The following is a 21523-nucleotide window of genomic DNA, read 5'->3' as shown; positions in this document are numbered from 1 at the left end:
TAAAAGTTGAGTAAGTAAGATGTCGAATGTTGAATTTAACCCAGTGGATCACCCACACCGTCGTTACAACCCACTAACGGGTCAGTGGATTTTGGTGTCACCGCATCGTGCAAAACGTCCTTGGAGTGGCGCTGATGAGAAACCTGCGATTGATGAGCTACCAAGCTACGACGAGAAGTGTTTCCTTTGCCCAACCAACGAGCGTATTTCTGGTGATGTAAACCCAGACTACCAAGGCACGTACGTGTTCCAAAATGACTTCGCAGCACTGATGGTGGACTCTCCAGATGCGCCTGAATCAGACAACCCACTGTTCAAAACGCAAGGTGTACGCGGGTTGAGCCGAGTGATCTGTTTCTCGCCTGATCACAGCAAAACTTTGCCTGAGCTACCGGTCGACAAAATCCGTGGCGTGATTGACACGTGGAATGATCAAATCGAAGAGTTGGGTAAAGACTACGTTTGGGTTCAAGCATTCGAGAACAAAGGTGAGACCATGGGTTGTTCTCAGCCTCACCCACACGGTCAAATCTGGGCAAACAGCTTTTTGCCAAACGAAATCGAGCGCAAAGAACACAACTTAAAAGCTTACTACCAAGAGCATGGCAGCAACTTGCTGGTGGATTACGTGCAAGCTGAACTTAAAGATGGTTCACGCACCGTGGTTGAGACCGAACACTGGGTTGCTGTTGTTCCTTACTGGGCGGCGTGGCCATTCGAAACCATGCTACTGCCTAAAACGCACATTCGTCGAATGAGTGAGCTAACCCATGAGCAACGTGATGACCTTGCGGTTGCAATCAAAAAGCTAACCAGCCGTTACGACAACCTATTCCAATGCTCTTTCCCTTACTCAATGGGCTGGCATTACGCGCCGTTCTTTGAAGAAGGTACCGATATCGACCATTGGCAACTGCATGCATTGTTCTATCCGCCACTGCTACGTAGTGCAACGGTTCGTAAGTTCATGGTTGGTTATGAAATGTTGGCAGAAAGCCAACGCGACCTAACCGCAGAACAAGCGGCGCAGCGTCTGCGTGACCTAAGCGATGTGCATTACAAAGAGCAATAAACCAATTAATGAATAGCCGGAGTTATCGCTGGTTTTAGCTAAAACTCGGTCAAATTCTCTTTTATTTGTGAGTGGAGGGCTAACCCCCTCTAACTCCCCCTTATTAAGGGGGAGGACTAGACCGAGCGAATACGAAACTGGAAATCAGGACTTAACACCGGTTACACCAATGCCAAATTTATAATTTAAGAGAACGCCCCTATGTCTGATCTAATCCAAAATGTGAAAACCTCTTTTGAACAAGTGCTGGGTTACGCGCCAAGCCACATTATTCAAGCGCCTGGTCGTGTAAACCTGATTGGTGAGCACACTGACTACAACGACGGTTTTGTACTGCCATGTGCGATCAACTACCAAACCGTTGTGGCGGCAGCGAAGCGTGAAGACAACCTAGTGCGTGTAGTTTCTGTGGATTACGGCAACGCAGTTGATGAATTCGACATCACGCAAGAAATCACATTCCAACAAGACAAAATGTGGGCGAACTACATTCGCGGTGTGGTGAAGTGTCTTCTTGCTCGTGGTTACCAATTCTCTGGTGCGGATATTTCTGTTAGCGGTAACGTGCCTCAAGGTGCGGGTTTAAGCTCGTCGGCAGCGTTGGAAGTCGTGATCGGACAAACGTTCAAAGTGCTGTTCAACCTAGAAATTAGCCAAGCAGAAATCGCGCTAAACGGCCAACAAGCTGAGAACGAATTCGTTGGTTGTAACTGCGGCATTATGGACCAAATGATTTCGGCAGAAGGTCGTGAAAACCACGCGATGCTGTTGGATTGTCGCAGCCTAGAGACCGAAGCGGTATCAATGCCTGAAGACATGGCCGTGGTGATCATCAACTCAAACAAAAAACGTGGTTTGGTAGACAGCGAATACAACACGCGCCGTGAGCAGTGTGAAGAAGCGGCGCGCATCTTCGGTGTGAAAGCACTGCGTGATGTGACCATTGAACAGTTTAACGAGAAAGTCTCTGAACTAGACGAAATGGTCGCAAAACGTGCTCGTCACGTCATCACAGAAAACGACCGCACGGTAGAAGCGGCGCAAGCACTTCGTGCACACGACATGAAGCGTATGGGTGAACTGATGGCCGAGTCTCATGCTTCTATGCGTGATGATTTCGAAATCACAGTTAAAGAAATCGATACGTTAGTTGAGATGGTGAAAGAAGTGATTGGTGAGCAAGGTGGCGTGCGCATGACGGGCGGTGGTTTTGGTGGTTGTATCGTTGCAATTGTACCGCCAGCATTGGTTGACGAAGTGAAAGCAACGGTAGAAGCGAAGTACCAAGCAGCAACGGGTCTAAAAGAATCCATCTACGTGTGCCAAGCGAAAAACGGCGCTGGTTTAGTCGAAGTACTTTAAGTGCAAAATTGCTTTAAGTTCAAAGTGCTTTAAGACGCAGTAGGAGCGAGAGATGACTGAGCCATTAACTATCACGATGACACAGCAGGCCGCCTTTGATGGTGCGCCTGCCAACGTGGTCGAACTGAAAAATAACACAGGCATGAGCGTTACCTTTATGGATATTGGCGCGACATGGCTGAGTTGTCGTTTACCTTTGGCGAATGGGGAGTTGCGTGAAGTGCTTCTCGGAGTGGGGACGATGGGGAGTTTCATGCAGCAACAGTGTTACATGGGTGTCACTGTTGGTCGCTACGCAAACCGCATCGCCAATGGTCTTTTTGAAGTGAATGGCGAAGTATTTCAAGTGTCTACTAACCAAGCGGGTAACTGTCTGCATGGTGGTGAAGAAGGTTTCGATAAACGTCGGTGGAAGATTGAGTCTCACTCGAATCAGCAAGTGACGTTCTCTTTGTTGTCTGAAGATGGCGACCAAGGCTTTCCGGGCAATCTAGAAGTGCAAGTGACGTATACGCTGACTGATGATAACCAAGTGAGCATTGCGTACTTTGCTAAGACAGATAAAGCGACACCGATAAACTTGACCAACCATGCCTACTTTAATTTGTTGGGGGCAGAAGCGGACTTAGATTGTCGTTCGCATCGCTTAACCATCGTTGCAAGCCAATACTTACCAACCTCTGAGGTCGGTATTCCGCTTGGTGAATTGCAAGATGTGAAAGGAACTGGATTTGACTTTAGAAGTGAAAAACCAGTTTCAGAGCACTTCTTGCAAGATGATCAGCAGATTGCCGCCAAAGGGTATGACCATAGCTACCTATTCGATGACCACCGTGATGTCTCAAAACCAGTTGCGTTGGTGGTTTCTCCAGATGAAAAAGTGCACCTGTCAGTGGTTACCAATAAGCCTGCGATGCAATTGTACACGGGCAACTGGCTAGCTGGCGCACCAAATCGCCGTGGTGGTGAATATAACGATTACGCGGGTCTGGCGTTAGAAACGCAGTTTTTACCAGATTCGCCAAACCATGCTGAGTGGGCGCAGCCAAGCTGTATTCTTGAGCCTGAACAAGAGTACCGCTTCTGCACCACTTATCAGTTTGCTTTCTAGGTAAACTGAGCATTTTCGAGCTTTTGGGTTACCGTAGGCTTTTTGCTCACGGTAGGTCAAAAGCTCATCAAAAGTTGGCAAAATAACGCTCTCTACAAACACCCCAAAAAGAAAAAGCTCTGTCACTTCGGTGGCAGAGCTTTTACTTTGTAACCTTTCTTGGCACTGACTAGCGCGATATCTTAAAGACGATCCACCGAGTTACGGCGCACTAAAGTCGGGCTAAAGATGATGGTGTCATCTTCCACTTGCTCATCACGTGATAACGCTAATGCCAAACGCGCGGCACGCTCTGCCATCATTTCGATTGGGTAACGAATCGTGGTCAAACTTGGATTGACGAAGCGAGCAATTAAGCCATCGTCGAAGCCAACCATGGACACTTTTTCTGGTACGTCGATACCATTTTGGTCTAACGCTGCCAGCGCACCTGCTGCCATGTAGTCGTTGTACGCCACCACGCCAGTGATTGCGAGTGATTTGGTCAGCAGGTTGGTCATGGCTGTTTCGCCACCGTCACTGTTTGGCTCGCCATATTCGACATAGCTTTTTGATAGCTCGATATCGTGATCTTTCAGTGCTGCTTGGTAACCTTGTAAACGCTCGTCGGTATCTTCGATGTCATGGGATGAGGCGATACAAGCGATCTTGGTGTGACCATGACGAATCAAATATTCCGTCGCTAAGTACGCGCCCTTGCGGTTATCAAGAGAGATACAACGCTCTGCCAATTCTGGGATATGGCGGTTGATCAACACCATGCCTTTGACTTCTTTGGCGTAGCCGATCAGTTCTTCGTCTGATAAACCTTTGGAGTGAATCACAATCGCCTCACAACGGCTGTTGATCAGAAGTTCTAGCGCTTGGCGTTCGTCTTCTGGGTTGTGGTAGCCATTACCAATCAGAATGTGTTTGCCGTTTTCACGCGCCACGTTATCTACCGATTTCACCAGTGTGCCGAAGAACGGATCTGAGACATCACCCACAAGCACGCCCATGGTATTGGTACTTTGGCTGACGAGTGCACGCGCTGCTGCGTTTGGACGGTAGCCCAGTTTGCTCATTGCTTGCGTCACTGCGTCGATAGAAGATTGGCTCGCTTTCGGTGATTTATTGATCACGCGAGAGACGGTCGCGACCGATACACCGGCTTCTTTCGCGACATCCTTGATTGTTGCCATGAGGGACCTTTCGTGGGCTAAAAAACGTTAATTGGGGTATTAAACACCCATTGTGTAATAAGTGCAATCAACACCATTTTTATATTGAGATGAATTTGGTCTTACTCTATGAATTTATTGAATATATGTGATGTGTAAACGTTATCTTAGGTAGGGCGCTGTTTAGTCGCATGAAAACAAAAAATCGCGGTCATTGATGTGACCGCGATTTGTCGTTTCTCTTTACAGACCACAGAAAATGGCGCTCAGAAAGCTAGTTGTTGTTCATCCAGTCAACCATTTGAGTTTTGTACACATCGCTGTTGCCGCCAAAGATAGCTTGTACGCCTGTACCGACTCGCACCACACCCGCTGCACCAAGTGCTTTCAATTTCGCTTCGTCGACTTTGTCTTGCTCTGCGACTTGGATTCGCAACCGAGTGATACAAGCATCGGTGCTTAAGATATTTTGTTTGCCGCCAAACGCGCTAACCAACTCACTGGCAAACTCTGAACTGGTGTCATTGACGGCTTTGCTGCTGTCTTGATCTTCGCGGCCTGGTGTTTTCAGATCGAACGTTTTAATGAACCAAGTGAACACAACGTAGTACAGCGCTGCGTATGCCAAACCTAGTGGGATGATCATCCAGCCTTTGGTCGAAATACCAAAGAAGGTCACGTAGTCGATAAGGCCAGCACTAAAGCTGTAGCCATGTTTTACGCCCAGCATGATACACAGTGGGTAAGCCAGACCCGCAATGATCGCGTGAATCACGTAAAGCACAGGCGAGATGAACAAGAACGCAAACTCGATAGGCTCAGTGATACCAGTTAGGAACGATGTTAGTGCAGCTGAGATCATGATGCCCATAACTTTGGTGCGGTTCTCTGGTTTTGCTGCACGGCCAATCGCAATTGCCGCCGCAGGAAGACCAAACATCTTGAATAGGTAACCACCTGCTAGGTTGCCCGCATTTGGGTCGCCTGCGAAGAAGCGAGGGATCTCTCCGTGGAATACTTGACCAGCAGCGTTCACAAACTCACCAGCTTGAAGCTGAATAATCACGTTAATCACATGGTGCAGACCAAATGGGATCAGAGCACGCTCTGCGGTGCCGTAAGCCCAGAATGCGACCAATGGGTTTTGCTCGGTTGCCCATGTGCCGAACCAATCAATGCCAGAGCCAATTGGCTGCCAAATAAAGGCAATCGCAATGCCCAAAAACAGCATAGAAAATGACGTCACGATCGGGACAAATCGTTTACCCGCGAAGAAGGCCAAGTAAGCTGGCATCTTAATGGTGTAGAAGCGGTTAAACATATACGCACCAACTGCACCGGAGATGATGCCGCCGAGCACACCTGTGTCGATATGGTCCACGCCCAGCACGCCAGCCATGACTTTTAGCGTCGCGACTAATACGTAATACCCAATACCTGCCGCAACCGCACCAACACCATCATTGTTGGTAAATGAGATAGCAACGCCAAGCGCAAAGATAAGCGGCAGGTTACCGAAGACCGCACCACCCGCTTCTGCCATCAATTCAGAAACTACGGGTGGAATGACCCCAAATTGCGCCGAGCCAATACCCAAAAGGATCCCCGCCGCGGGCATTGAGGCTATAGGCAACATGAGCGCCTTACCGACCTTAGAAAGGTTGGCAAAAAAGTTAGCAAACATAAAAATACTCCAACTTGTTAGATAAAAATCTTGAGTGGCGCAGTCATGAATAAACTGTGGGAAGCGGGGAGATTAGCGATAGCATCGTGATTATGGTTTGCGGGGGTTGGAGCATAAACATAAAAACTGGTTGCTATCGCTAAAGCTTTATAAGTGGTGTGCTGAGCTAAAATAGAGGGCCTTAACCAATTGAAGGGCACTGTCTCGATCGCTCAACCATAGGACTGCGTCAGAATCTAAGTGTATTTTGGGTAAAAATAAGGCATGAAAAAACAGAGTGAATTTTGTTTTTCTTGTTCCTGATAACTAAGTTTTTAGACCTTTTTACTTGAATGAAGACATTAAACGCTAATATAAGGAACAGAATTTTAGTTTTGGAGTGCCTGTTTTGGAGAGTATTAATCTTTTCCGCTATTACGAACGTGTAGAGAGTTTTGAGATGCGAGAGGAATACGCGGTGACGCTTGCCGAGATTGCAGACAAGATGTTCACCAGCCCAAGGCATGCCCGAGCTATTCTCAAGCAGATGAATGCGCTCAACTGGATCGCTTGGATACCCAGAGTGGGGCGTAACCAACGTTCGACCTTAATTCGTAACATCGATCGTACAGAGGTGAAGCGCTCTATCGCTCTTGAATGGATCAAAGAGAGCAAATACGACCGAGCACTTGAGTTTCTTGACTTCGACCAAGTCGTGTTTGAGCAACAGCTAAAGCAAACTTCCGGCGCCCAAGTGACAGAAGGCAAAGTCAGTGTACAACTCACCTATAACCGCTCTTTTGCTACGCTCAATCCAATCAGACCGCAACGAAACAGCGAACGTTTCTTAATTCGTCAAATTCACGCTTGCTTGGTTTCCATGACACCTGAAGGCGAGTTAGTCGGAAACATTGCGCATCATTGGCAAGCCGATGAAGAGTGGCGAACTTGGACGTTTTATCTTCGTCCTTCCGTTTGCTTTCATCATGGCGGTAAAGTGGATGCAGAGTTGATGGTGAAGCTACTAAATCATTGGCAGCAGCTTACATATTATCAAAATGAACTCGATCACCTTGAAGCGGTTTCTGTTGAGTCGCCTTATCGATTTTCCGTGCAACTTACTCGACCAGACAAAGGCTTCGCTGCATTATTAAGTGATCTGAAATACTCCTTACAACCTGTTGAGCAACTCAATAACCTATCTTCCGATAGCATCGGCTGTGGCATTTTCTCTCTGGAATCGCACACGAACAACAAGCTTACCTTGTTGGCGAATGAGCGCTTCCACGGATTTCGCTCACTCACTGATAAAGTTACCATCTGGTCGTTAAACAGTGACAAGAAGGAAGGTGCAAAGGCTTCCGATTACCCCCACGATTTACCTAAGACAGAGCAGTATTCGAAAAAGGTCATCACCAACTCTCCAGATGAAGAAGTGGATGAGCGCATCATCGATGCCAAACACACAGCATCGAAAGATCGCGTGGAAGAAGGGTGTTTGTTTATGATCTTCAATCACAATCATCCTAACTTATCACACGCTCAGCGACGTTGGCTGAGTGATGCCTTGAGTGGTGAGAACATTTGGCAGCAGTTGGAACGCAACGAAACCACCTTCGGAGCTGAGATCGCACATAACTTTTTCCCCTTCTGGCACAACGTCAAATACCTGAGAAGCGATGAAGTAGCGCTACCGAGTTCAATCCGAATCGCCTGTTATTCCCATCTTGGTATTCAACGTAGTGCGAGAGCCGCTGAGCAAATCTTGATGGAGCATGGCATCAAGGTTGAAGTAAACGTTTATTCGTTTGAAGCATTCATTGAAAAAGCGTCTGGAGAGGGCTTTAGTGAAGAGGTTGTCTTAAGCAGCTTTAACTTGGATGACAACCGACAAGTCTCGGCTTTACTGTTTTTCCTCAGCGATCCTGTTTTGCACGCCACGATCGGATCTGACGTCAGCGACTGGCTGGTGGCTGAGATCAACCAAATTCGACAGTTTAGCGCTCCGGAAGATTACCTCACCCAGTTAGAGCAACTTGGCTCTGTGCTGATCTATGAAGGTGTGGTTAGTCCGATGCTTCACCACCGACAAACACTTAGCTTTCAAGACATATTCAAAGGTGTAGAGATCACGGCGTGGGGTTGGCCGAAGTTGAGTGAGATTTGGTAAAGGACGATTGTAAACAGCACGATCTTTGCTCATCAAAATGCGATCTTCACCTCTTGTATTTAAAGTACTAACTGATAATGTAGAGTTTGTTTTAGTAAAATTTTACTTGGGGTTTTAATCAATGGAAACGATCGCTTACTCAGACTTCGCAAAGCTAGAAATTCGCACCGGAAAAATCATCGAAGTGGCGCGTCACGAAAACGCAGATAAGCTTTACATCGTGCAGATCGACATCGGTGAGAAAACACTGCAAACCGTCACCAGCTTGGTGCCTTACTACACAGAAGAAGAGTTGATGGGGAAACAAGTGGTGGTGCTGTGTAATCTTGCGAAAGCTAAGATGCGTGGCGAAACCTCTGAGTGCATGTTGCTGTGTGCCGAAACCGATGATGAATCAGAAAGTGTTCTGCTAACGCCTGAGCGCGCGATGCCTGCTGGTGTGAGAATCGTTTAGTACCCTTAAGCTTGCTCAAATAAAAAACAGCGCTGATAGAGCGCTGTTTTTTATTCTGTTCTTAAGAGTGTTGAGCAATTAGGTTATCAATCAACTCATAATGATGATCTTGTACGCCCGCTAAGTTACCGTATTTTGGCTGGTGGCGGTCGTTTTCTTTGGCATGATGCCAACCAACGGTATGGCGAACGAAATGCTCAGCAAAGGCGTGGGAGACTTCCAAGCATCCAGCGAGCACCGTATCAACATAGCTTTGCATGATGGGACTGAGCGAGCAGGGTGGTAGCGGATCGTTTTTCACATAAACCCAAATGCTGTGCTCAGAGTTAAAAGTGGTTTCTGTTTCAATCTGATCAGGACGGATTTGAATGCGATGGTAGCCACGTTCGCGTCGGTCAAACTCCGCTAGCGCTTGATCGTCGACTTCAAGCAGTACGCCATTGACTTGCCCTTCGCCTTCATTCACGACCAAGGGTGACAAGATATAGCTGTCGTCAACTTTGCCCCAATAGCGCACCAGCCCATGAGCGATGACAGGGATGGTTTCTCCCGTTTGACCCGTTAACTTGCGCGAGGCGGCATTGATTAAACTGCCGTAGCCAAATATATACATCTCGATTGCTTCCCTTACTTCGACGAAATCACTGTTATCCGTTATACCTAAACACTACCAACCAAGCAACGCGTGAGGCACAGGTTTTACCTCGAAAGGATAGTTTGATTTTATAACATGTATTTTTTATGCATGTTTGTGTTAATATCGAACGCGTAGAATTTTTGAACGGTATCAAATGGGTACTTAAGGGCATCACAATGCTGAATATCACCGATAAAAAAGTGGAAGAGAAAATCCCTGCATGGCTGCGATTAGGGTTTAGACCGTTTTTCCTGTTTGGCTCTATTTATGCTGTTGTCGCAATTGCGGTATGGGTATGGATGTTCCAAACCGGACAGCCAAGTACATTGAGTGTTCCAGCGTTGTGGTGGCACGTTCATGAAATGTTATTTGGTTTTTCGATGGCAATAGTAGTGGGCTTTGTGCTGACTGCAGTGCAAAACTGGACAGGCATTAACGGCACGAAACACTATACCTTGTTAGCGATATTTACATTGTGGCTTGCACCGAGAATACTGCTTTGGACACCAGCACCACTTTGGTTAACCAGCAGCATTGAAGCGCTGTTTTTGCTGTTTGTGGCGTACGAAGTGGGCATTCGTGTTTACCGCGCTAAAGGTTGGCGTAATCTATTCTTTGTGCCGTTATTCTTGCTTGCCATCTTTGCTAACTTTGCCAGCTACGCAACGGTGAAAGGTATGCCTCCATTTACATCGTCTGCGGTATGGCAAGCGATGCTTTGGTGGTTCACTCTGCTGCTTTCTGTGATGGGCGGACGAGTGATTCCATTTTTCACCGCTCGTCGCTTTAACTTCGAAAAGGCTCAGCCGCTACTGTGGTTGGATTGGCTAGCAAACCTACCTTTGGTCATGTTGTTCGTGTTGAGCTTCTTCCCTGTGACGTTTGCGGAACTTGGTCAGCCACTTATGTTGTTTGCCGGAGTGGCGCAGTTGGTTCGATTCCTGCGCTGGAAGCCTTGGCTGACACTTAGCGAGCCGTTGGTGTGGTCGTTACATGCGGCTTATTTGTGTCTGCCTTTGAGTCTGATTCTACGTGGCAGTTGGGATAATGCGTTTGCGAACCACAACTTAATTCACCTGTTTGCTATCGGCGCATTAGGTGGATTGATCTTAGCGATGATTGCTCGAGTGACTATGGGGCACACAGGTCGCATGATTTACAATGAGCATCGCTTTTGCCGCCGTGATTGGTGCGGCGTTAGCAAGAAGCTTAGGCGTGATTTTTGACCCTTCACACATGCTACTTTGGATTGATGTCAGTGCAGCATTATGGATTCTGGCTTTCGGTATGTTCGTATGGCGATTCGGAATGATGCTGATGAAACCAAGAGTGGATGGTCATCCCGGATAGTCAGAGTTAAGATTTGATAAAAGAAGGGCTCAACCAACGGTATGAGCCCTTTTTATTTGAGCTTGCTTCCGCAAATGACCCACAATTAGTAAGGTAATTGTTAAGAATGTGAAAAACGTTGAATTCTAGAGTGGGATTTGAGCGTGCTAGAAGAGGCGGACTCCGCTACTCTGTAGGTGTTATTGCTCGTATGCACATGAGTGATTAACTAGCCAATTGACGTTTTAGACCCATAGGTGTCTTTTCGTGTAATTACATGGCCGCTTAGTTCTATACCTCCGTAGAACTAAGCGGCGTTTTTCGTTTTGTGGCTAGGTAAAATTAGATATTCCCTTCGCTGAAGTCTTTTTGGAAATACAGCACTTTCTGTAGGTAGCGTCTTGCTTCCCCTTTTGGGTGTTGAGTGGTTAACGCATCATAAACCTGAGTCGGGTTAAGGCTGTTAAGCTCATTCATCGCGCGTTTTCGGTCACTATCGAAGGTAGAAAGCACGCCGCCTGTGCCGCCGTTATAAGCTGAAATCATACTAAAGTGTTTCGAAGTAGGATGTTTTACATCTCGTAGGTAGCGATTCTTCAAAATATAGAAATACGCAGCTCCGGTATCAATGTTATTGGCAGGATCGAACAAGTACTCTTTAGTTGGAATACCCGGTTTGTTTTTCACCAAATTAAATACATCAGCACCGGCGGTTTTTGGGATCACCTGCATTAAGCCGTAAGCCCCAGCATGAGAGACCGCATAAGGGTTAAAGCTGCTTTCGGTTTTGATCACGGCGAAAATTAGATCTTCAGACAAGCCATATCGTTTAGCTGCATCACGTACCAAGCCTGCATACTGGTATTCTCGCTGCTCTAGGTGATCTTTCACCATGTTGATTTCGACATAATAAGCACTGCCGCGTTTGATGGCTTTCTTCTGCAGTTTATTGTCGAGCAGGTAGTCCGCGTAGCGATTGGCGCGCCATTCCCATTCAATCGGTTTTCCATCGTGATCGAGAACTTGCCCCAATAAAAAAGGCTTACCACGTAATACCGCTTCCTTGTCACTAAACAACTCCGCATGTGCTGGATCAGCAGGCATGAGTAGTGTCTGTACGATGGCTTTTTGTAGCTTCTCGGTTGGCTGATATTGGGAAATCGTCGAAACATAGATCTTACCCGTTTCGAAGTCGATATGTGCTCGGGTGTTGTAACCATCAAGGTACTTCACGTAACGGTGTTTGCCTGCTTCAACGAACTCATCTTCACCCCAGCGATCTTTGGCTTTTTGAGCAATGTAAGCCAGTAACTGTTTGATGTTCTCTTCGTTCGATGCGCTTGGCGGTTTTACGTAGGGAGGAACGTAGTCATCACATGCGCATGGTGGTGTTTCTTCGGGAGCTACAGAACAACCACCGAGAAGGAGTAAGCTCAGGATTAGCGATTTCTTCATCGGATACCGATTTAATTAGAGGTGAGGGCAATTGCCGACTGAAGAAAATAATAAGTAAGAGTGCTAATCGCCTGAAATTAAAACTTTTTGTTCTTTCGATAGAAGCGTTTGATGCTGAGTGTTCACCGGAAAAAGAAAAAGCCTGCGGGGTGCAGGCTTTGTATTAGGAGAGTCCAATTTAACTTACTTGTGAGAGGCTAACGACTTTTTGTTGCAGCTTCTCTTTTAGATATTCTGCCAGTGCGATTTTCTCCTCTTCGTTCATGTATAAACCAAGTTTTGTACGACGCCATAAGATGTCTTCATCGGTTAGCGCCATTTCGTGATTCATCAAGTAATCAATTTCGCGTTGATATACGCCACTTGCTTGCTCTGAGAAGCAGTGACCAAGATCTTCTACGCTGTTAGTGCCTTCCATCAGATCCCAAGTTTGTGTACCAAACTGAGTCACGTAGCGCAGCAGCATCGCTTCTGATGCCCATGAGTATTTCGCATGAATCATCTTCGCCAATTGCTCGCGGCTGCAACTGAAGTTACCGCCAGGAAGGGTTTGGTTTGCCGTCCAGTCTTTACCCATTTCTGGTAGGTAAGGTGCAAGTTTCTTCATTGCTGCTTCACCAAGCTTACGGTAAGTCGTGAGCTTGCCACCGAACACTGAAAGTAAAGGTGCGTGGTCGTATTCAGCGTCCAGTTCTAGTGTGTAGTCACGTGTGATCGCTTGCGGTGAGTCAGACTCATCATCACACAACGGACGTACACCACTGTATGTCCACACCACGTCCTCGCGGCTTAGCTGGTGGACAAAGTGTTGGTTAACGATATCGATCAAGTAATCGACTTCATCTTCGGAAATCGCGACTTCACGCGGATCGCCTTTGTATTCCACATCTGTTGTACCAATGATCGAGAACTTATCTAAGTAAGGGATCATAAATACGATGCGGTTATCTTTGTTTTGTAGGATGTAGGCTTGCGGCTCGTTGTGGATACGAGGAACAACGATGTGCGAGCCTTTGATCAAACGAATGTTGCGAGGGGAGGCTTGCTCTAATCCTTCATCAAAGAACTGTTTCACCCATGGACCAGCAGCGTTAACCAGAGCTTTCGCTTTGCGTTCGAAGCGCTGGTCTGTGGTGACGTCATGAATAGTGACATGCCAGATGCCACCTTCACTGTGTGCTTTTTCTACGCGGCAGTAGTTGCGAACTTCTGCGTTATTCTCTTTAGCCGCTAGAACGTTCAACAACACCAAGCGTGCGTCATCTACCCAACAATCTGAGTATTCGAAACCGGTTTTCATTTCAGGTTTTAATAGACCTGATTTTGCTAGGTTGACGGTTTTGCTGCCAGGAAGTGTGGTTCGTTTACCCAAGTTATCGTAAAGGAACAAGCCACAGCGGATCATCCAAGCTGGGCGTAAAAATGGACGATGAGGTAAACGGAAGCGCATTGGCAGAGCCACATGAGGCGCTTTGCGTAAGATCACTTCACGCTCAGCGAGCGCTTCCGAAACCAAACGAAACTCATAGTGTTCAAGGTAACGTAATCCGCCGTGGATCAGTTTTGAACTTGCAGAAGAGGTTGCCGATGCGAAGTCGTTAGCTTCATACAAACCGACGCTTAAACCACGGCCAGCAGCATCTGCAGCAATACCAGCCCCGTTAATGCCGCCGCCGATCACGATCATGTCTAGAGTAGGGGATGAATTCGTCGTGGAAGCATTTTGTTGGATACTCATAAATTTGACCTCTTGGTGAGCGAACGAGCATTTCAGAACATGAGTTTATCGTAGCTTAGGTTTCGTTTTTGGTCATTATTTATTTTCGTTTATGAGCGTTTTGTGTGATTTGGGCACAAAAAAACCTCTGCCTAATTAAGACAGAGGTCATTTATGCGCGTAAATAGTGCGTGTAAACGCTATTCGGTTATGGTTCTTTCCATTTGTGTATCAACCACTTCGAGCGGAACGGCTGCTTCTTTTAGAATAGCGAGAATCTCTTCTGGTGGTTGTTTGTTGGTAAATACCATGTTCAATTGCGCGATATTGCCCAGTTTCACCATCGCATTACGACCAAACTTCGAATGGTCAACCGCAAGGAAAACGCTGCGGCTGTTATCGATAATCGCCTGTTTAACGCGAACTTCGTGGTAATCAAAGTCCAGTAGTGAGCCATCAAAATCGATACCACTGATGCCTAAAATACCGAAGTCGAGGCGGAATTGTTTGACGAAATCGAGTGTCGCTTCACCGACAATGCCGCCATCTCGGTTGCGAACTTCACCGCCCGCCAAAATCACTTTGATTTCCGGGTTCGGTAAAAGAATGGTGGCAACATTAATGTTGTTGGTCACCACACGAAGCTGTTTGTGGTTTTTATTGAGCGCTCGAGCGACGGCTTCTGGGGTGGTACCAATATCAATAAACAAGGTTGCGCCATCTGGAATGTGTTTTACGAGTTCTTCCGCAATGACATCTTTTTCATTGAAGTTAAGCGCTTTACGCGTGTTGTATGAGGTGTTCTCTGAACTGAGAGGAATGGTCGCACCACCGTGGTAGCGACGAATTTTGTTTTCATCTGCGAGGTCATTTAGGTCGCGGCGAATAGTTTGAGGACTAACATTAAATTTTTCTACCAGCTCATCCGTGCTGACATAGCCTTGTTTTTTCACCAACTCAACAATCTGTTGGTGTCTTGGTATTTGCTTCACTTAGCACTCCCTTGTGCACTGGTAATCGCCAATGCTTCAAAATCGAAAATAGAAACTTGCTCTATTGTGCTCGAATTAGCGCATTGTGAGAAGCTGTGGGAGTGTGGAATCGGCGATCGAACGCAAAAAAAGAGCGCCAACTCGGCGCTCTTTACGATTAATCAGGGGGAAACTAATCGTTTATCAGAAATTAATCGTCTTCGTCGTGAAGCTCAGACCAGGTTTGAGCACACTTAACTGCGCGCTTCCAACCTTTGTAACGACGGTTACGTTTTTCTTCATCATCGTGTGGTTCGAATGTGCGATCGAGCACTGCTTTGTCTTGCAGTTCATCAATGCTATCCCAGAAACCAACCGCTAGACCAGCTAGGTAGGCTGCACCCAAAGCGGTCACTTCGGTCACTTGAGGACGGTGAACTTCGGTATTAAGAACATCAGATTGGAACTGCATCAGGAAGTTGTTCGCCACTGCGCCGCCATCTACGCGAAGGTTCGCGAGTTTGATGCCCGAGTCTGCTTGCATTGCATCTAGCACATCACGAGTTTGGTAAGCGATGCCTTCCAAAGTTGCACGGATAATGTGGTTAGAGTTTACGCCACGAGTTAGACCGACAATCGTACCGCGAGCGTAAGCATCCCAATATGGTGCGCCAAGGCCAGTAAACGCAGGAACCACGTAAACACCATTTGAAGTATCCACTTTGGTCGCAAAGTATTCTGAATCTTCAGCGCCAGCCAGAATCTTCATTTCATCACGTAGCCATTGAATTGAAGCGCCACCCATGAATACCGCACCCTCAAGGGCGTAAGCTGGCTCACCTTTTGGACCGCATGCTAGCGTGGTCAACAGACCATTTTTCGATGTTACCTTCTCTTGACCCGTATTCATCAACAAGAAACAACCTGTGCCGTAGGTGTTCTTCGCTTGACCAGCTTCTACACACATCTGACCGTAAAGCGCGGCTTGTTGGTCACCTGCAATACCCGCGATTGGAATACGAGTACCGCCTTTACCACCAATGTTGGTTTGGCCGTAGATTTCTGATGAGCGTTTGACTTCAGGCATCATCGACGCTGGAATGCCCATCTCATCCAGCATTTTCTGATCCCAGCATAGGTCATTGATGTTGAACAGCATGGTACGAGATGCGTTAGTGTAATCTGTTACGTGAACGCGGCCTTGAGTCATCTTCCAAACCAGCCAAGTGTCAACAGTACCGAACAGCAGTTTGCCTGCTTCAGCATCTTCGCGTGCGCCTTCAACGTTATCTAGAATCCACTTCACTTTTGTACCTGAGAAGTAAGGGTCTAGAACCAGACCTGTATTGTCGCGAACGTAATCTTCTAGTCCGCGCGCTTTTAATTCTTCACAAATATCGGCAGTACGGCGACATTGCCACACGATCGCGTTGTAAACCGGCTTGCCTGTTTCCTTGTTCCATACAATTGTGGTTTCACGTTGGTTGGTAATACCGATACCAACAAGTTGGTCGCTACGGATACCGGTTTTTGCAAGTGCTTCAACCAAAGTAGAGCTTTGAGTTGCCCAGATTTCCATTGGGTCATGTTCAACCCAACCAGCCTCTGGATAAATCTGAGTAAATTCTCGCTGAGCGACGCTTACGATATTCGCGTCATGATCCAGAATGACAGCACGAGAGCTTGTCGTGCCTTGGTCTAGGGCAACAATGTATTTTTGCTCAGTCATGGTAAGAATCCTTTTGTTTCGTTATTTATATTTTAGTAAATGTTCGAATGAGTTGGTTTTAAGCTTGAGCTTGTTCTGTTTCTTCTTCGGTCTCGCACTGATTAGGGATAGTACAGCCATGACCTTGTTGTGGCAGATATGCAGCAATCGCTTTCGGGTACAACCAACCACCGAAGCAAGCACCTGCGATAGGAGCAAGAATTGGAACAATAAAGTATGGGATCTCACGAGCACCAGTCAGTGCGTAATCCCAGCCTGCAAAGTAAGCAAACAGTTTAGGGCCGAAGTCACGAGCAGGGTTCATCGCAAAGCCAGTCAGTGGGCCTAAAGAACCACCGATAACCGCAATGAGGATACCGATAAGTAATGGGTTCATCGCGCCGCGAGGTGCGCCGTTGTTCTCGTCACCAAGAGCAAGAATGGCAAACATTAGCACTGCAGTAATCACGAATTCCACAGCAAAAGCGCCAAAGAAAGAGAGAGAAGCATGTGGGTAAGTCGAGAAAATGCCTGCCGTCGCTAATGCATCTTGGCTGCTACGAACGAAGTTGTGTGCGATTTCGTAATCCGTAAACAGGTTACTGTACAAGCTGTAAACCAAAGCGGCAGAGCAAAATGCACCGAGCATTTGCGCAATGATATAAGGCACTACTTTTGCCTTATCAAATCCATGGAACATCGCCAGCGCGATAGTTACGGCAGGGTTGATGTGTGCACCGGATACGCCCGCAGTACAGTAAATAGCGATGGCGACGCCAAAGCCCCATACAATACTGATTTCCCATTGACCAAATTGAGCTCCGGTCAACACAAGTGCAGCAACACAGCCTACGCCAAAAAAGATAAGTAATCCTGTACCGATAAACTCGGCCAAACATTCTCCGAGCAGTGAGGGGTGTTTGTTCGTTGTCATGTTAAGAGTCCTTTAATATTTATGCTTATCTAGCACGGTTCTATTGTGCATATATAAACGTTTTCGAAAACAAACGAGCGTTAAGAATGAGCGTTTGAGCATAAATTTGTTAATCAAACTCTTCGTTTTTGTTAATTGACGCATCTTTTGCTCAAAAAGGAAACTCGACAAAACGATTCAGAAGCTTCAACTTCGATTTGTCGGCCTAAAACTACCGATGTGAAAATCAATGCACAAACTGGTAAGAGGAGTTTTGTGAAGCTGCTTCGTGAATGGTGGTAAATTGCTCAGAATATTGGTCGAAAACTAACCCTAAAGAGCTAGCTAACACTAATAAGGATAAGGGATTGCTGATATTCATTCGGTAGGTTCTTATCAGCCCGAAGTAGGAGTGAAATAAGACGCTGATCTGCTGATGTCGTGTCCTGTTTTGTTTTGAAAGTGATTGTTCACGAGCGCTAAAAGAGGGGCGTCGTTGTCGCATTCAATTGTTAACACAATGACATTGTTGCAACGTGACTGATTTGGGGTGGTAGAACCCACTTTAGAGCGCCTAAGTTGCTCAAACATAAATTTTTGTCTTGAATCTGTGGTCATTTGAGCGCTTGATTCGCTTAATATTGCGATGGTTTTGTTCGTTTGCGCATTTTATGTTGTATGTGAACAGTAACGAAATCTGGGGAAAGTGGAAGCACAGTCTAACTAAAAGCCTCTAATTTTCTGTATTTACTGAAATTTAATTCTTATGCAACATTTGTCACAGAAATAAAAATCGAATCTCATAGAATGCACTCACTTTTGAACGAAACTCCTTTTTGCTCGTTCGCGATTTAATACTCCCTACCATCGCTCACAATATTAATGAGGTTCCTATGTTTGGAATATTCAAACCTAAGGCGCACATCGATCGCTTATCGTCCGATAAGATCGACAGCACTTATTCCCGCTTACGTTGGCAACTCTTCATCGGCATCTTTGTCGGCTATGCCGGCTACTACCTAGTTCGTAAAAACTTTAGCTTGGCGATGCCTTACCTTATTGAACAAGGTTTTAGCCGTGGTGACCTAGGTGTTGCTTTAGCTGCCGTTTCTATTGCCTACGGTTTATCAAAATTCTTAATGGGCAGTGTTTCTGACCGCTCTAACCCTCGTTACTTCTTAAGTGGCGGTCTATTAATGTCTGCACTTGTGATGTTTTGCTTCGGCTTTATGCCTTGGGCTACGGGCAGCATTACCGCGATGTTTATTCTATTGTTCCTAAACGGTTGGTTCCAAGGTATGGGGTGGCCTGCCTGTGGCCGAACCATGGTTCACTGGTGGTCGCGCAAAGAACGTGGCGAGATCGTATCGGTTTGGAACGTGGCGCATAACGTAGGTGGTGGTTTGATTGGTCCACTATTTATTCTTGGTCTTTGGGCATTTAACGACGATTGGCGCACCGCTTTCTATGTTCCTGCATTTTTTGCCACGCTCGTTGCTGTCTTTATTTGGTTCACCGTAAGAGATACACCGCAGTCTTGTGGTCTTCCGCCAATTGAAGAGTACAAAGACGATTACCCTGACGATTACGACAAGTCACACGAAAAAGAAATGACGGCGAAGGAAATTTTCTTCAAGTATGTCTTTTCTAATAAGTTGTTGTGGTCAATCGCGATTGCGAACGCGTTTGTTTACCTGATCCGCTACGGTGTGTTGGACTGGGCGCCGGTATACCTAAAAGAAGCGAAGGATTTCTCGGTTGATAAATCTTCTTGGGCTTACTTCCTATACGAGTGGGCGGGTATCCCAGGTACGCTATTGTGTGGTTGGATTTCAGACAAACTGTTCAAAGGTCGTCGTGCTCCTGCTGGTATTCTATTTATGGCGTTAGTCACCGTAGCTGTGCTTGTTTACTGGTTCAACCCAGCAGGTAACCCAGCAGTCGATATGATGGCACTGGTTGCAATCGGCTTCTTGATTTACGGTCCGGTAATGTTGATTGGTCTGTATGCACTAGAGCTTGCTCCTAAGAAAGCGGCGGGTACGGCTGCAGGACTAACTGGCTTATTTGGTTACTTGGGCGGTGCGGTAGCGGCAAACGCGATTCTCGGCTACACGGTAGACCACTTCGGCTGGGATGGCGGCTTTATCATCCTAATCGGTTCATGTATTACGTCTATCGTTTGTCTAACTTACGCATTTCTTGGCGAGCGCGCTCACCATGAACAAAAAGCGCGTGAGAAAGAGGCATTGGCGTCATAAAACATTAAAGGGGCGGTGGAATACTGCCCCTTCAATAAGCTAAGGAAAGAACAATGAAAACAACGTCAGTTTGCATGACGGTTCTCGCTCTGAGCATCTCAGCTGGAGCAATTGCACAACCGCTTGTTATCGCGCACCGTGGCGCATCGGGTTATCTACCAGAACATACTTTAGAAGCAAAAGCGTTAGCGTACGCGATGAAACCAGATTACATCGAGCAAGATGTGGTGATGACCAAAGACGATCAACTCGTCGTATTGCACGATCATTACCTCGATCGCGTGACCGATGTAGCTGAGCGATTCCCGGATCGTGCTCGTAAAGATGGCCGTTACTACGCGATTGATTTCACGTTGGCAGAAATCAAATCATTGCGAGTCACTGAAGGCTTTAACATCGACGAGAAAGGGAACAAGGTTGCTGGTTATCCGACACGATTCCCAATGTGGAAATCGGACTTCACCGTACCTACTTTTGCCGAAGAAATTGAGCTGATCCAAGGCTTAAACAAAACGCTGGGTTATGACATCGGTATTTACCCAGAAATCAAAGCGCCGTGGTTCCATCGTCATGAAGGCAAAGACATCTCAAAAGCGGTGCTTAACGTTTTAAAACAGTACGGTTACGATTCGCAAGAAGACAAAGTATACCTTCAGTGTTTTGATGCAAATGAACTTCAACGCATCAACAGTGAGCTCATGCCTGCAATGGACATAGATTTAAAGCTCGTTCAGCTCATGGCTTACACCGACTGGAACGAGACCATGGAGTACAAAGGCGACAAGGCAACACCATACAGTTATGACTGGATGTTTGAAGCCAATGGTATGAAGAAGGTCGCGGAATATGCGGAAGGGATCGGTCCTTGGAAGCCAATGTTGGTGGATGACAAATCAACCAAGGATAACATCATCATCAAACCTTTGATGAAAGCAGCAAAAGACGCGGGCTTGCAAGTACACCCTTATACTTTCCGAGCGGATCCAGGGCGTATTCCTGCGTACACGGATAGCTTCGATGGCATGATGGATATCTTCTACAATCAGGTGAAAGTGGATGGTTTGTTTACTGACTTCCCTGATAAAGCGGTGAACTTTTTGAACAAGTAAAGTTCTAAAAACAGAGTGTTTGAAACGCTCAGTATTACGTCACACGCCATGTCGTAACAATAGGCTCTCATTGAGCAATCATTATCCCTCAACAGTGACTCTCCTGTTGGGGGATTTTTTATATGTATAGAACGCGAGAAACACCGCTTTACTTCTCTTTCATTGTTCCCGCTGTGTATGCATCCCCGTTGTTCTTGATTTATAGATGCTAAATATTCATCCCTCTGACATGGTTACTATATAGCGGTATTGTAAATTGGTGCCCTTTGCTAATGCCATTGTGGAGAAGATTGTGTTCCAGTGGCTTAGTTTACCCTTTCAGCTTGCCGCTTAAGTCTTGCTTCACATGTCGGTTCGTAGCTCCAAATTCTTAGGCGGCTTTTTTCTTTTGAACAAAGCGATCTCGACGGCAATCCGTTTGTTGATAAGCC

General features: G+C 46.5%; 15 protein-coding genes and 1 pseudogene. 8 read left to right on the top strand and 8 right to left on the bottom strand.

Going from position 1 to position 21523, the window contains the following annotated elements; translation table 11 throughout:
• Positions 1-19: 19 nt before the first annotated feature.
• From ATB78_RS13455 to galM, 3 genes are all read left to right on the top strand, one after another.
• Positions 20-1072, top strand: coding sequence for a UDP-glucose--hexose-1-phosphate uridylyltransferase (locus tag ATB78_RS13455; RefSeq protein ID WP_061008902.1), 1053 nt, complete (start codon positions 20-22; stop codon positions 1070-1072).
• A 201-nt stretch (positions 1073-1273) separates the two neighbouring features.
• Positions 1274-2434 (top strand): galactokinase, encoded by a 1161-nt coding sequence (gene galK, locus ATB78_RS13450; RefSeq protein ID WP_012128763.1) that lies wholly within the window; start codon positions 1274-1276, stop codon positions 2432-2434.
• A 52-nt stretch (positions 2435-2486) separates the two neighbouring features.
• Positions 2487-3545, top strand: a complete 1059-nt coding sequence (gene galM / locus ATB78_RS13445; protein ID WP_061008901.1) for a galactose-1-epimerase — start codon at positions 2487-2489, stop codon at positions 3543-3545.
• A gap of 182 nt (positions 3546-3727) precedes the next feature.
• Here the strand turns inward: galM and ATB78_RS13440 are convergent, their stop codons facing one another.
• Entirely contained in the window at positions 3728-4726 is a 999-nt protein-coding gene (locus tag ATB78_RS13440) for a substrate-binding domain-containing protein (RefSeq protein ID WP_005427398.1), read from the bottom strand.
• Between the two features lie 253 nt (positions 4727-4979).
• Entirely contained in the window at positions 4980-6389 is a 1410-nt protein-coding gene (gene ptsG, locus ATB78_RS13435; RefSeq protein ID WP_061008900.1) for a PTS glucose transporter subunit IIBC, read from the bottom strand.
• A 379-nt stretch (positions 6390-6768) separates the two neighbouring features.
• Between ptsG and ATB78_RS13430 the strand changes: the two genes are divergently transcribed.
• Together ATB78_RS13430 and ATB78_RS13425 are read left to right on the top strand one after the other, a co-directional pair.
• Positions 6769-8538 (top strand): SgrR family transcriptional regulator, encoded by a 1770-nt coding sequence (locus tag ATB78_RS13430; RefSeq protein WP_061008899.1) that lies wholly within the window; start codon positions 6769-6771, stop codon positions 8536-8538.
• 121 nt (positions 8539-8659) lie between these two features.
• Positions 8660-8992 carry a tRNA-binding protein gene (locus ATB78_RS13425; RefSeq protein WP_005436572.1) on the top strand — a complete coding sequence of 111 codons (333 nt, stop codon included), beginning with the start codon at positions 8660-8662 and terminating at the stop codon, positions 8990-8992.
• Positions 8993-9053: 61 nt separating this feature from the next.
• Here ATB78_RS13425 and ATB78_RS13420 read toward each other — a convergent pair whose 3' ends face one another.
• Positions 9054-9605, bottom strand: coding sequence for a gamma-glutamylcyclotransferase family protein (locus tag ATB78_RS13420; protein ID WP_061008898.1), 552 nt, complete (start codon positions 9603-9605; stop codon positions 9054-9056).
• A gap of 200 nt (positions 9606-9805) precedes the next feature.
• Here ATB78_RS13420 and ATB78_RS13415 point away from each other — a divergent pair.
• Positions 9806-10979: pseudogene (locus tag ATB78_RS13415) on the top strand (NnrS family protein).
• A gap of 321 nt (positions 10980-11300) precedes the next feature.
• Here the strand turns inward: ATB78_RS13415 and mltC are convergent.
• The 5 genes from mltC to ATB78_RS13390 form a co-directional block, all read right to left on the bottom strand.
• Positions 11301-12413 (bottom strand): membrane-bound lytic murein transglycosylase MltC, encoded by a 1113-nt coding sequence (mltC, locus tag ATB78_RS13410; protein WP_020193942.1) that lies wholly within the window; start codon positions 12411-12413, stop codon positions 11301-11303.
• 178 nt (positions 12414-12591) lie between these two features.
• Positions 12592-14151, bottom strand: coding sequence for a glycerol-3-phosphate dehydrogenase (gene glpD / locus ATB78_RS13405; protein WP_061008897.1), 1560 nt, complete (start codon positions 14149-14151; stop codon positions 12592-12594).
• A gap of 179 nt (positions 14152-14330) precedes the next feature.
• Positions 14331-15122: a DeoR/GlpR family transcriptional regulator gene (locus tag ATB78_RS13400; RefSeq protein WP_039840211.1), complete on the bottom strand. Its 792-nt coding sequence runs from the start codon at positions 15120-15122 to the stop codon at positions 14331-14333.
• 190 nt (positions 15123-15312) lie between these two features.
• The gene (gene glpK, locus ATB78_RS13395; protein WP_005436582.1) at positions 15313-16830 is read right to left on the bottom strand and encodes a glycerol kinase GlpK; all 1518 of its coding nucleotides are present in this window, start codon (positions 16828-16830) and stop codon (positions 15313-15315) included.
• Between the two features lie 58 nt (positions 16831-16888).
• Positions 16889-17743 carry an MIP/aquaporin family protein gene (locus ATB78_RS13390; RefSeq protein ID WP_061008896.1) on the bottom strand — a complete coding sequence of 285 codons (855 nt, stop codon included), beginning with the start codon at positions 17741-17743 and terminating at the stop codon, positions 16889-16891.
• An 872-nt stretch (positions 17744-18615) separates the two neighbouring features.
• Here ATB78_RS13390 and glpT point away from each other — a divergent pair.
• Positions 18616-19983, top strand: a complete 1368-nt coding sequence (gene glpT / locus ATB78_RS13385) for a glycerol-3-phosphate transporter (RefSeq protein ID WP_005436584.1) — start codon at positions 18616-18618, stop codon at positions 19981-19983.
• Positions 19984-20036: 53 nt separating this feature from the next.
• The gene (glpQ, locus tag ATB78_RS13380; protein ID WP_061008895.1) at positions 20037-21092 is read left to right on the top strand and encodes a glycerophosphodiester phosphodiesterase; all 1056 of its coding nucleotides are present in this window, start codon (positions 20037-20039) and stop codon (positions 21090-21092) included.
• The last annotated feature ends 431 nt before the right edge of the window (positions 21093-21523 follow it).

This window comes from Vibrio sp. CUB2 (assembly GCF_001557945.1).
GTDB classification, from domain to species: Bacteria; Pseudomonadota; Gammaproteobacteria; order Enterobacterales; family Vibrionaceae; genus Vibrio; species Vibrio owensii.
Note: the sequence above shows the minus strand (reverse complement) of the source record. Positions and strands in the feature narration are given on the sequence as shown.